16 protein-coding genes are annotated in these 12,481 nt (G+C 39.4%); 1 reads left to right on the forward strand and 15 read right to left on the reverse strand.

Annotated features, from left to right (window positions below):
• Nucleotide 1: 1 nt before the first annotated feature.
• The 13 genes from QUE03_RS11000 to yceD all read right to left on the reverse strand — a co-directional run bounded on the left by QUE03_RS11000 (nt 2) and on the right by yceD (nt 10,014).
• Nucleotides 2-328, reverse strand: a complete 327-nt coding sequence (locus QUE03_RS11000) for a PilZ domain-containing protein (protein WP_286261379.1) — start codon at nt 326-328, stop codon at nt 2-4.
• Nucleotides 325-1,266, reverse strand: a complete 942-nt coding sequence (locus QUE03_RS11005; protein WP_286261382.1) for a DNA polymerase III delta subunit-related protein — start codon at nt 1,264-1,266, stop codon at nt 325-327. The genes QUE03_RS11000 and QUE03_RS11005 overlap by 4 nt, the downstream gene beginning before the upstream one ends.
• A gap of 8 nt (nt 1,267-1,274) precedes the next feature.
• The gene (gene tmk, locus QUE03_RS11010) at nt 1,275-1,907 is read right to left on the reverse strand and encodes a dTMP kinase (RefSeq protein ID WP_286261384.1); all 633 of its coding nucleotides are present in this window, start codon (nt 1,905-1,907) and stop codon (nt 1,275-1,277) included.
• A complete protein-coding gene (gene mltG, locus QUE03_RS11015; RefSeq protein WP_286261386.1) occupies nt 1,907-2,905 on the reverse strand; it encodes an endolytic transglycosylase MltG in 999 nt (332 codons plus the stop codon). The genes tmk and mltG overlap by 1 nt, the downstream gene beginning before the upstream one ends.
• Entirely contained in the window at nt 2,902-3,711 is an 810-nt protein-coding gene (gene pabC / locus QUE03_RS11020; RefSeq protein ID WP_286261388.1) for an aminodeoxychorismate lyase, read from the reverse strand. Before pabC ends, mltG begins: the two co-directional genes overlap by 4 nt.
• 96 nt (nt 3,712-3,807) lie before the next feature.
• The gene (gene fabF / locus QUE03_RS11025) at nt 3,808-5,040 is read right to left on the reverse strand and encodes a beta-ketoacyl-ACP synthase II (protein WP_286261390.1); all 1,233 of its coding nucleotides are present in this window, start codon (nt 5,038-5,040) and stop codon (nt 3,808-3,810) included.
• Nucleotides 5,041-5,154: 114 nt separating this feature from the next.
• Entirely contained in the window at nt 5,155-5,388 is a 234-nt protein-coding gene (acpP, locus tag QUE03_RS11030; protein WP_286261392.1) for an acyl carrier protein, read from the reverse strand.
• A gap of 167 nt (nt 5,389-5,555) precedes the next feature.
• The gene (fabG, locus tag QUE03_RS11035; RefSeq protein WP_286261393.1) at nt 5,556-6,290 is read right to left on the reverse strand and encodes a 3-oxoacyl-ACP reductase FabG; all 735 of its coding nucleotides are present in this window, start codon (nt 6,288-6,290) and stop codon (nt 5,556-5,558) included.
• Nucleotides 6,291-6,298: 8 nt separating this feature from the next.
• Nucleotides 6,299-7,234, reverse strand: coding sequence for an ACP S-malonyltransferase (gene fabD / locus QUE03_RS11040; protein ID WP_286261395.1), 936 nt, complete (start codon nt 7,232-7,234; stop codon nt 6,299-6,301).
• A 47-nt stretch (nt 7,235-7,281) separates the two neighbouring features.
• Nucleotides 7,282-8,241 carry a beta-ketoacyl-ACP synthase III gene (locus QUE03_RS11045; protein ID WP_286261397.1) on the reverse strand — a complete coding sequence of 320 codons (960 nt, stop codon included), beginning with the start codon at nt 8,239-8,241 and terminating at the stop codon, nt 7,282-7,284.
• 7 nt (nt 8,242-8,248) lie between these two features.
• Nucleotides 8,249-9,277, reverse strand: coding sequence for a phosphate acyltransferase PlsX (plsX, locus tag QUE03_RS11050; protein ID WP_286261399.1), 1,029 nt, complete (start codon nt 9,275-9,277; stop codon nt 8,249-8,251).
• Nucleotides 9,278-9,292: 15 nt separating this feature from the next.
• Nucleotides 9,293-9,463: a 50S ribosomal protein L32 gene (rpmF, locus tag QUE03_RS11055; protein WP_169074728.1), complete on the reverse strand. Its 171-nt coding sequence runs from the start codon at nt 9,461-9,463 to the stop codon at nt 9,293-9,295.
• A gap of 38 nt (nt 9,464-9,501) precedes the next feature.
• Nucleotides 9,502-10,014 carry a 23S rRNA accumulation protein YceD gene (yceD, locus tag QUE03_RS11060; protein WP_286261405.1) on the reverse strand — a complete coding sequence of 171 codons (513 nt, stop codon included), beginning with the start codon at nt 10,012-10,014 and terminating at the stop codon, nt 9,502-9,504.
• Between the two features lie 117 nt (nt 10,015-10,131).
• Between yceD and QUE03_RS11065 the strand changes: the two genes are divergently transcribed.
• Entirely contained in the window at nt 10,132-10,725 is a 594-nt protein-coding gene (locus tag QUE03_RS11065) for a Maf family protein (RefSeq protein WP_286261408.1), read from the forward strand.
• Here the strand turns inward: QUE03_RS11065 and QUE03_RS11070 are convergent.
• Nucleotides 10,718-11,365 (reverse strand): HAD-IA family hydrolase, encoded by a 648-nt coding sequence (locus tag QUE03_RS11070; protein ID WP_286261410.1) that lies wholly within the window; start codon nt 11,363-11,365, stop codon nt 10,718-10,720. The two genes, QUE03_RS11065 and QUE03_RS11070, sit on opposite strands and share 8 nt — an antisense overlap.
• 42 nt (nt 11,366-11,407) lie before the next feature.
• Nucleotides 11,408-12,364: a 23S rRNA pseudouridine(955/2504/2580) synthase RluC gene (gene rluC / locus QUE03_RS11075; protein ID WP_286261412.1), complete on the reverse strand. Its 957-nt coding sequence runs from the start codon at nt 12,362-12,364 to the stop codon at nt 11,408-11,410.
• Nucleotides 12,365-12,481: the final 117 nt, after the last annotated feature.

Genomic DNA, 12,481 nt, shown 5'->3' on the forward strand with positions numbered 1-12,481 from the left:
ACTACATAGTTAAGGTAGGATCTGAAGAGCTCAGAAACCTAGCAATGGACTTTTCTATTTGGGCTTTAACATTTTCTTTATCTTCAACAAAACTAACACCAACTCCCGGAGGTGTTCCATTTTGGGCCCCTATTGGCGTCAACCAACATACATTACCCTTAACGGTAGAGTTTTCTAAGGAGTCAGGTAATTGTACATCGAGTTCAATCTCATCACCTAGCTCAAAAGATTCTGAAGTACGTACAAATAAGCCACCATTTTTTAAAAATGGCATATAGGAAAGATACAAATCTCGTTCAGAAACAAATTCTATAAATAGCGTACTCAATTTATCGCCCCAGATTTCTCAATACATGCTTGAATATCAGCAATTAATTGCTCTTTTACAAACAGTTGATTTGCTTGCACTAAAGATTTTAACTTCTTTTTCGCTTGAATTACTAGCTGATATATATGCCAAAATGTATTTAAGGTTAATTCAGGCTTTATTTCAGAGAGCATATTGGACACTTGCCAATGGTTTTGCTTTCGTACTATGTTGATCATATAGCGCTCAAGCCAATCTAAGCCAAACTGATGGTTTAATATCGATGTTTCTAACTCTACAGTGATACTTCCTGACTGCACAAAGTTTGCCATATATGTATTAAAATCCATATATTGCTCCTTTAATTCAGGATCAGTCAACTCAGTTAAAGCATTGATGTTAATGTATGGATCAATTTCTTCAATATTAGCATGCTCGCTTAGGGCTTGACCTACTAATGGTCTAATCATCACTAATTGACAGCGACTTAATATTGTTGGTAATACGCTTTCTTGATCACGACAGGTCAATACAATCAGGCTGTTATCATTTGGCTCTTCTAACGTTTTTAATAAAGCGTTTGCAGCAGATTCCGTCAACCTTTCTGACTCGGAAATAAACACTGACTTGCCCGCCGCTAATTGCGGTTTGGTTTCTAAAAACTGAGTTAGCTTTCTTACATCCTCAACACTAATACTTCGCTCTACTTGCTCAATACCTGCAGTATCTGGATTTGTACCACTGTGACTTAACAGACAAGTTTTACATTCATTACAGGCATGCAATATAGACTCTTTACTTTGGCTTGGGCGCTGGCAATTAAATATGCTAACTATCCATTTAGCCAATGACAGTTTTCCTGCGCCATGGGCACCGCAGATCAAGATAGCGTGAGGCAGTTTTCCTTCACTAAATTGACGACTCATTAATTGTTGATGTGCTTTATTCCATGATCTCATAGTTGAACTTATTTATTCGCTACGCAAAAAGCATCAATGGCCTGTTTAACATTTTGATGTACTTTTTCCATCGATTGACTCGCATCTATTGTAACTACTGTTTTGTCTTGAGCGGCAAGTTGTCGATATTTTGCATGTACTCGTTCAAAAAACTCAAATTGCTCTAGTTCTATCCGATCTAAATCACCACGAGCTTTAGCGCGTGATAAGCCGATTTGGGGTTCAATATCTAAGTAAATCGTTAGGTCAGGTTTAAAACCTTTTAGTGTCACTTGAGCTATGGACTCTATAGTTGCTTCACATATTTTACGACCACCTCCTTGGTATGCACGAGATGACATATCATGACGATCGCCTATCACCCATTGCTCACCTTCTAATGCAGGTTCAATAACATTCTGTAATAACTGACTTCTACTCGCATACATTAAAAACAACTCTGTTTCTTGGGTGACCACTTCTTGATGATCAGCTGACTTTACAATTGTTCTCAACTGTTCCGCTAAAGGCGTACCGCCAGGCTCTCGTGTTTGCTGATAAGCGATGTTATGTTCGTCGAGCGTTTTAGTAATAACCTTGATAGCGGATGATTTTCCGGCACCTTCCATGCCTTCGATAACTATAAATTTGCCTTTCGACATTAATTTTTTCCTAACTGATATTTAGCAACTGCTTTGTTGTGCTGTGATAAAGTTGATGAAAACTGATGCGTGCCGTCACCACGACTAACAAAATAAAAGTCGTCCGTGTACTCAGGGTTTAAAGCTGCTGTGATGGCAGATAATCCCGGCATTGCAATAGGTGTTGGCGGCAGGCCATTAATTCTGTACGTATTGTAAGCAGTTTTTTCTTTTAAATGTGCTCGAGTGATATTACCTTGAAAACGCTCTCCTAAGCCATAAATAACTGTCGGATCCGTTTGTAATCGCATTTTTCTATTCAGACGATTAACGAATACAGAGGCAATCTTTCCTTGCTCAAAAGTTTTTCCAGTCTCTTTCTCTATAATAGAGGCCATAATCAAGGCTTGATAGGCGTTTTCGTAGGGTAACTGCTGTGTTTTTTGTTGCCACGCAGCTGTTAAGACTAACTCCATTTTACGATGCGCTCTTTGAAGCAACTCAATATCTTTTGTACCGGCTGTATATGCATAGGTTTCAGGAAAAAACCACCCTTCTGGATTTTCTTGGTTGATGCCTAAATACTCAACAATATTAGCGATTGAGTCGGTCTCTGCTGTTTTAATGATATAGGGCTGTTTATTTAGTATTACTAACCACTCCTTAAGCGTTAAACCTTCTACAAACGTGATACTAAACTGATGCTCATCACCATCGACGAGCCTTTGCAGCAGAGTTTTCAGGGTATCATAGTTATTAATCTGATAAGTTCCCTGCTTTAACGCAGAGTACTTAGGATTAAGCCGAACAAAAGCCCTGATCCAAAAGCGTGTTTCAATCCATGCCATTGTCTTCAATTGTTTGGACAAGCTATTTAACGATTCCCCTGCGTTAATGGAAAACAACGTTGGCTGAGTTAACGGGAGCCTTTGATTCATTTTTTGATTCAACAGGTAATAAAAGCTCAAAACTAATATTGCGCCTAGTGCAAAAAGCGTAACAACTAAACGTTTGATCATTTTATTAATTCACCCAATAAAGTAACTGGAGTCGTTGTTAACGATACCCCTTTGTATTTTGCAACCGACACTATACCCATGACTGAATTACAAATAAACATAGCGTCGACATCTTCTAACACTGCTACAGAATAAGAATCGACTTTTATATGTTCTACTCTTGAAAGGATGAACTGGCGATATATACCGTCAACCCCCGATGTAGATAATTCAGGCGTATGCCATTGACCATTTTTAAACCAAAACAGGTTCGCGCAACTTGCTTCTATTACATTGCCATATTGATCACAAACCAGAACATCATCTTCATTTCGCCGCTCAAGTTCATCTCTGATCAAGACTTGTTCTATTCGGTTTAAATGTTTAATGCCGGCAAGTACAGGACTAGAAGAAAGTACAAATGGACTCAGACCAAGATCTATCCCTCGACTTCGCCACAAGTCGTAATGCTCAGGGAAGGAAGAAATTAACACAAAAATATTTAATTGTTTTAAACCATTCCTTGCATATCCTCGACCACCAGCTCCAGCCGTTATCATAACTTTGACAACGGCTTTATCAAAGTCTTTCGCTACCCTGCTAAGATAGTCAATTAAACGCTCAGTATCAATTTCAGCAACACTTGTCGCTAAACCTAAAACATCATGTGCATGGACCAACCGGGCAATATGGAGATTTAAATGCTCTATGTTTCCGTCAATTATTTTGGCCGTAGTAAAATGCCCATCACCATAGGCTAACCCACGTTCATTAACATCGATATTAAATACGGTTTGTTCATTCATTGAACTAAAAAGTAGGGTCATAAAAAGAAATAAAAAAGCCTGAATACTTATTACAAAGTATTCAGGCTTAAGCTTATGAATTCAAGTGATATTTAATTAAAGTTAAAAAGGTTTACCTTAAACTTTCTTGAATAATAGTGAACCGTTTGTACCACCAAAACCAAATGAATTACATAATGCATACTCTAAATCTACATCACGTGCGCCATCTGAAATATAGTCTAGGTCGCAGCCTTCATCAGGGTTATCTAAATTAATTGTCGGTGGCACTTTGTTGTTTACCAGTGCTTGAATTGTAAATATAGCTTCAACCGAGCCCGCCGCGCCTAATAAATGGCCTGTCATTGATTTAGTTGAACCAACTAAAAGGTTCTTTGCTTGCTCACCAAAAACAGCTTTTACGGCATTCGTTTCAGCTATATCACCAGCTGGGGTTGATGTACCATGAGCATTGATATAACCGATTTTATTTCGGTCTATTTTTGAATCATTGATAGCATTTACCATTGCTGCGGCAGCTCCTTCACCATCTGCTGGAGGAGACGTCATATGATAAGCATCGCCACTCATGCCAAAACCAACCAGTTCAGCATAAATTTTAGCGCCACGAGCTTTTGCATGCTCATACTCTTCAACCATAATAACACCTGCACCATCACCAAGGACAAAGCCATCACGGTCTTTATCCCAAGGGCGTGATGCTTTTTGCGGATCATCATTACGAGTAGAAAGTGCTCTTGCTGCGCCAAAGCCGCCCATACCCAAAGTAGTCGATGCTTTTTCAGCTCCACCAGCTAACATAGCGTCAGCATCACCATAAGCAATCATTCTAGCGGCGTGACCAATGTTATGGACGCCACTAGTACAAGCCGTAACAATCGAAATATTGGGGCCTTTTAAACCATACTTGATCGATAAATGGCCTGATATCATGTTAATGATGGTCGATGGTACGAAAAATGGTGACAGCTTTTTAGGGCTTGTCTTTAACATTTTTTCATGATTTTGTTCTATAAGACCTAGGCCACCGATACCAGAGCCGACTGCTACACCTACACGTGATGCATTCGAGTCATTGATTTCCATTCCAGAATCAATAAATGCTTGAATACCTGCCGCAACGCCGTACTGAATGAATAAATCCATTTTTTTTGCGTCTTTTTTAGGCATATAGTCTTCAACATTAAAGTCTTTAACTAGGCCTGCAAAACGAGTTGGGTATTCTGTGGTATCAAAATGTTCGATCATCCCGATGCCACTTTTGCCTTCTAATAAGGCACTCCAAGTTGCTTCAGGTGAATTGCCCAGAGGGCTTAACATACCTAGACCGGTAACTACAACGCGTCGCATGGATGTGTTGCCTCCGATAGAATTGAATTTTTTGAATAGTATTGAGAATTTTACGAGCTAAATATTTTAGCTCGTAAAAGAAATCAGGCAGTTTAAGCCACCTGATTCAAAGAATTATTGATTAGCAGTAACGTAATCAACAGCAGCTTGAACTGTAGTGATTTTCTCTGCTTCTTCATCAGGAATCTCAGTGTCAAACTCTTCTTCTAACGCCATTACTAATTCAACTGTGTCTAGCGAGTCAGCGCCTAAGTCGTCAACAAATGAAGCTTCAATTGTTACTTCTTCTTCACTAACACCTAATTGCTCAACAGTGATTTTCTTTACGCGTTCTTCGATTGTACTCATTTTTTTTCCTTTACTAAAAAGATGCAATTTTGCAAATTGCGTGTAGTGTATTCGCCAAAAGCAGACCATGCAAGCTTCGAGTTTTACTTTTTAAGCTGGTCAAACCTCTGAGCAACATAATAATTTATACTTATATACCCTTAAGACGCAAGTCCAAAGTATAAAAGTTAGACCATATACATGCCGCCATTGACATGCAATGTTTCGCCTGTGATATAAGCAGCAGCATCCGAAGCAAGAAATGCTACAGCATTTGCAATTTCTTCTGGTTTCCCAAGTCTATTAGCAGGAACCTGTGAAGAGATGCCTTCCTTTTGTTCATCTGTCAACGTTTGAGTCATATCAGTATCAATAAACCCAGGTGCAACAGTATTAACGGTAATGCCGCGTGATGCAACTTCTCTTGCTAGAGATTTTGTAAAACCTAGTAAACCGGCTTTTGCCGTTGCATAGTTAACTTGCCCAGCATTGCCCATAGAACCTACTACTGAACCGATATTAATGATCCGTCCAACACGTTTTTTCATCATCGGACGAAGTACTGCTTTACTTATCTTAAATACAGAAGATAAGTTGGTTTCTATTATATCGTTCCATTCATCGTCTTTCATGCGCATGATCAAATTGTCACGCGTAATTCCTGCATTATTGACTAGAATGTCGACGGAGCCATGTTTTTCTTTTATGGCTTCAAACAGGGCCTTAATAGACTCATCCTGTGTGACATTCAACACTAAGCCATTACCTTCGCCTAAATATTCACTGATTTTATCTGCGCCATGCGCTGATGTCGCCGTACCAATAACAACGGCACCTAATTCTTTGAGTTGTGTAGCAATTGATTTTCCAATACCTCGGCTTGCGCCTGTAACCAATGCAACCTTACCTTCTAAAGAAAACATATTTAATCCTATTTATTAATTTCTTTCGCTTTGTCCAAAGTCGCTACGTCATTTACTGAAATACACGTAAGCGATTTATTGATTCTTTTTGTTAAGCCTTGTAGTACTTTACCTGGACCCACTTCAACAAGCTGTACCACATCATGTTGTGCTAGATGCTCAACAGTTTCCGTCCAGCGTACCGGACTATATAGCTGCTTAATGAGTGCCTGTTTAATTGCTTCACCATCTGTTTCAGCTGCAACATCAACATTATTGATAACAGGAATACTAGGTGCGTTAAATGTTACTTGTTTTAATTCCTCAGCAAGCAGGTCAGCAGCACCTTTCATCAATGCGCAATGCGATGGCACGCTAACTGGCAAAGGTAATGCGCGTTTCGCGCCCGCTGCTTTGCATAACTCACCTGCGCGCTCTACGGCCGACTTGTGGCCAGCAATAACCACTTGACCTGGAGAGTTAAAGTTCACAGCAGATACAACATCACCTTGTGCAGCCTCTGCGCATGCTTCGATTATTTTGTCGTCTGCCAAGCCAATTATGGCGAACATCGCCCCGACTCCTTCCGGAACAGACGCTTGCATATACTCACCACGTTTCTCAACCAAAACAACCGCTTCTTCTAATGAAATTACCTCTGCACAAACAAGTGCAGAATATTCCCCTAAGCTATGACCGGCTAAATATGCTGGTGACAGGGATGTTTCACTTTTCAGTAACCGCCAAAGCGCAACACTGGCCGTTAAGAGTGCTGGCTGGGTATAATTGGTCGCATTTAGTTTTTCTGCTGGTCCTTGTGAGATCAGCTGCCAAACATCGTAGCCTAATGCTTTTGACGCTTGTGCGAATGTTTGTTGAACGGTGTCGTTGTCAGCAAAATCTGCCAACATTCCAATAGTTTGTGAGCCTTGTCCGGGAAACACAAATGCTAGTTCGTTTTGCATAGTAAAACCTGTTTATTAAAGCTATAAATGCTACTTTAAGGTGTAGCCTAATATTTTATAAGTGCAGAACCCCAGGTAAAACCACTACCAAAGGCTTCCATCAGAATAGTTTGTCCGCGCTTGATTCGACCATCTCTGATAGCTTCGTCAAGTGCTGTAGGGATTGTAGCTGCAGACGTATTGCCGTGCTTATCCAACGTTACAACTACTTGTTCCATTGGCATTGACAGCTTTTTAGCGGCAGCTTTGATAATCCGGAGGTTAGCTTGATGTGGCACCAACCAATCAATATCAGATTTATCCATATTATTATGAGCAAGGGTTTCTTCAACAATTTCACTTAATCGTGTCACTGCAAATTTAAATACTTCATTTCCTTTCATATAGATATAGGCGCTTTCCTCGGTCATTACTTCACCGCGCTTAGGCGCGTCAGCACCAAGTAGTGCGCCATGTTTACCGTCTGAATGAATATGCGTAGATAATATCCCTTGCTCTTCAGATGCTTCTAGAATGCATGCACCTGCACCATCACCAAATAATACGATGGTGTTTCTATCTGTCGGGTCACACATATGGGAAAGGTTATCTGCACCAATTACTAGAATGCGCTTAGATGTATTAGATTTAATGAATTGATCGGCTACGCTCAATGAATAGATAAAACCTGAGCATGCAGCCGCAATATCAAAAGCTGGAATGTAAGGTACTTCTAGATATTTTTGAACAAAACATGCAGCACTAGGTAAATCAGCATGAGAACTCGTTGTTCCCATAATAATCATATCAATATCTTTGGCTTCTAAATTAGCCATTTCTAACGCTTTTTTAGCTGCCTCTGCGCCCATATAAGCAACAGTTTCACTTTCGTTCGAGATACGACGTTCTTTGATACCTGTACGATCGGTTATCCAATCATCACTTGTATCTACCATTTTTTCTAGGTCGGCATTTGAACGAATTTGTTTAGGGAAATAGCTACCTGTACCAACGATTTTTGAATACATATTAAATTTATTGCCTTTGCTTTAAACCATGTTCCAATTTGTCTTTTATCTTCTTTGGAACTTGTCTTTCGACTTCTTTTACCGCTTCCATTATCGCAGTAAAGAAAGCTTTCGAATTTGCATTTCCATGGCTTTTAACCACAATGCCACGCAATCCTACCAAACTTGCACCGTTGTACTGGTCGGGGTTCATTGATTTAAAGAGTTTTTTTAACGTTGGCGCTAGAATTCGGCCTAATATTCGAGCAAATATGTTTTTTTCGAGTACTTCTTTAACTTTTTCGTAAACTAAACTTGCTACCCCTTCACATGTTTTAAGCGCAACATTACCAACAAACCCATCACAGACAATGACATCGGCCTTATTATTGAAAATATCATTCCCTTCGATAAATCCAATATAATTGATATCAGGGTTCTGTTGCAGCTGTGACGCAGCTAACTTGATGTGATCACTTCCCTTTATTTCTTCTTCACCCATATTTAATAGTGCGACTTTGGGACGTGCAATACCATCAACCTCTTGAGCCAAAACAGAGCCCATAATGGCAAACTGATATAAAACATTTGCGTCACAGAATACATTAGCGCCTAAATCCAACATAAACACATGAGCATTCGGAAGCCGCGTTGGTAATGCTGATAGCAAAGCTGGTCGTTCTATTCCTGGTAATGTTTTTAGAACAAAGTGGGCTGTAGCAAACAAAGCCCCAGTATTCCCTGCACTCACACAGGCTTGAGCAGTACCTTCATTAACGAGATCAATCGCTTTTCGCATGGACGAGTCTTTCTTACCACGCATCGCACTGGAAGGTTTTTCACACATGGTGACGATTTGCGTTGTATGCTCAATTGAAAGTTGGGGATGTTCTAACGCTTGATGGGTACGTAAAAGTTGCTCTATGACATTTTTATCGCCACAAAGTATAAGTTGCAAAGATGGCAATTGATTGACGGCCATTATTGCTGAAGGGATCGTTATAAGGGGGCCTTTATCGCCCCCCATAACATCTAACGCAATGGTTAGATTATTCAATTTGTAATTCGCTTATTACTTAGCGATTACTTTTACGCCTTTGTAAAAGCCATCAGCTGTCACGTGGTGACGACGATGAGTTTCACCAGATACTGGATCTACTGATAAGTTTTCTGCTGTTAAAGCATCGTGTGAACGGCGCATGCCACGTCTTGCACGAGACTTTTTACTTTTTTGAACTGCCATAGCTTGACTCCTAAAATCGGTTGCTAACTAAAATATAACTACTTGAGCTGTTTCAATACATCAAATGGATTCGGTTTATCAAGCTCTTCCGGCAACTCACCCCAAACACTGTCTGCTTGCGCATTACAATCTTCTAAGTTGTGCTTTGGAATTAATGGAATCATGAGGATTAACTCTTCTTCTACTAATTCTCGCAAGTTTACTTCACCATTTTCATCTAATTCAATTGCGTCATAATATGACGGCAATTCATCAGCGAGTTCAGGCTTTTTCACAGGACTAAAACAAAATTCAGCTTCAATTTCCTGCTCAAAATCTTCTGTACAACGCTGACAAGTTAATGACACGGACGCCGATGCTTTTCCTGTTAATACAACCAGTCCAAGTTCATCCACATCAAATTGCACACTAACTTTAACTTGCTCACCATGTGTTTCACACACAGCAAGCAATCTATTCATTTCCGTTAACTTAAATACGCCTTCGCACTCTAATCGACGCTGAGCGCTTTTAAACGGATCAATTGTTATTGGAAGTTTAAGATTTTTCATAAGGCGCGCATAATAAAGCCCATATAGGCACGTGTCAAAGAAAATTCGTCGTTTTTCTTTAAAAACTCAGTATAGACCCAATATATAGTCCAAACTGAATAATAATGAAGCTATTATATGAAAACATTGGTGCTAGGTTCAACTTCAACTTTCCGAAAATCTATTTTAGAAAAACTTAATCTTCCTTTTATATGTGCTAAACCTGATATCAACGAAGAAGCCAAAGCAGATGAAACTCCACAAGCATTGGTTGAGCGTTTAGCCATTGAAAAAGCGCAAGCCGTTTCTAGGGAGTTTAACGATGCGTTAATCATTGGCTCAGATCAGGTAGCTGTGTGTGACGGAGAAATTCTTGGTAAACCACATCATTTTGACAATGCATTAAAGCAATTACAAAAATTTAGCGGTAAATGCGTTACATTTTATACTGGGCTGGCAGTATTAGATGTGCAATCGGGTAAAACTGTATCACTGGTTGAACCTTTCCACGTTCACTTTAAGAATTTGTCAATGCAGGCTATCACGCAATACCTACATGCTGAAGAACCTTATAATTGTGCAGGTAGCTTCAAAAGTGAAGGGTTAGGTATTTGCTTGTTCGAGAAATTAGCCGGAGACGATCCAAATAGTTTAATTGGCTTACCACTTATTAGACTTACTGAATTACTCGATCAACAAGGCATTAATGTACTTTCAGAGCAGTCTAGCTAAATAGCTGCTCTAATTCAGACAACGAATGAACAATGACTTTAGGGTTATGCTTTAACAGTTCTTGTTCATTATCGACACCTATTGTAACACCTATACTATCGATTCCTGCATTTGCTGCCATTTTTAAATCATGCTTTGAATCACCAATCATAACGGCTTGACTTGGTGCTAGTGAAAACTCATTAAGTAAGTGATGTAGCATTTGAGGGTGAGGCTTAGATTTGGCTTCATCAGAGCATATTGAACCATCAAATAGATGACCAATATTGGTATCTTGCCACACACGTTTAAGCCCTTCTCGCCCTTTACCTGTAGCGACAGCTAATTTTCTATCTTGTGATTTGAGTAATTGTAATAACTCGATCGAACGAGAAAACAACGGCGACGGTGTTGTATCTAATTCTCTATATTGAATCTTGTATTGCTCAATAAGTGCTATTTCCTGTGCAGCACTACGTGCAGGGAATAATTGTTTGATTGCTTCAGGTAAACTTAAGCCAATAATACCTTTTGCGCTAATATCGCAAGGTGCAGGCAAATGGCAGCTAATCGCTGCCTGTTGCAATGATGAGACAATTCGCCCTATTGAGTCTATTAGCGTACCGTCCCAATCGAAAATGACAAGTTTATAATGTTCCATGCTTTATAAAGATTTGTTTTCCAATGTTAGAAAAATAATTTATTAACTAGCTTTTTTAAGTTGTTGTAAAGCAGAATCAAGCTCTTCACCTAAAGGCGCTTCGATCTTTAATCTTTTTTCTGTGCGCGGATGAGTAAATTCGATACTGGCTGCATGCAAAAATAGCCGTTTCAAGCCATGCTCTTTCATTTTAAAATCAAAGTCTTCAGCGCCATATTTTGCATCACAAGCAATGGGGTGACCTTTAACTTGGCAATGTACCCTAATTTGATGAGTTCTACCGGTCACTGGAAACGCGCGAACTAACGTTGCACCATTATATTTCTGCAACACTTTATATCGTGTTTCAGACTCTTTGCCGTTAATATTATCTACGATAACGACACGTTCACCTGATTTCAGGTCGTTTTTCTTTAGACCTTCTGTAACTTTAGTGACTTTCTCAGACCAACGTCCTTTCACTAACGCATGATAAAATTTCTGAACTTTCTTATTGCGAAGTTGCTCATGCAAATTTCTAAGTGCAGATCGTTTCTTTGCCACAACAAGACAACCAGAAGTATCTCTGTCTAAGCGATGCACTAGTTCGAGCATCTTTGTATTAGGTCTCAACGCTCTTAGCGCTTCAATAAGCCCAAAACTGAGCCCGCTTCCGCCGTGCACTGCCATACCTGAAGGTTTATTAATGACGATTAATACTTCATCTTCATATAATATTTGCGATTCAAGATTAGAAACAATATTTAACTGGGTAGATACCGTATTGGTTTTTTCCGATATACGAATGGGAGCTACTCGCACAATGTCTTCAGCTACCACTTTATATTCTGGTTTAGTTCTTTTCTTATTGACCCTAATTTCGCCCTTTCTTAAAAGACGATAGATCATGCTTTTAGGGACACCTTTTAGTGTTTTAACTAAATAGTTGTCGATTCGTTGGCCGTCTTCTTCACTATCAATGGTGAAAAATCGTACTTTTGGTTTGGTTTCTTCGTTCATGCGCGCAGTTTAACATAAATAAATACGCTTTTTAGCTAAAATAAACAGCTATTTGATTGCGTTATGGGGTGACTTGGTGGGATAATGCGGCGGTTACAAATTTAAAAAATTAAATGT

The organism is Thalassotalea atypica, assembly GCF_030295975.1.
GTDB lineage: Bacteria > Pseudomonadota > Gammaproteobacteria > Enterobacterales > Alteromonadaceae > Thalassotalea_F > Thalassotalea_F atypica.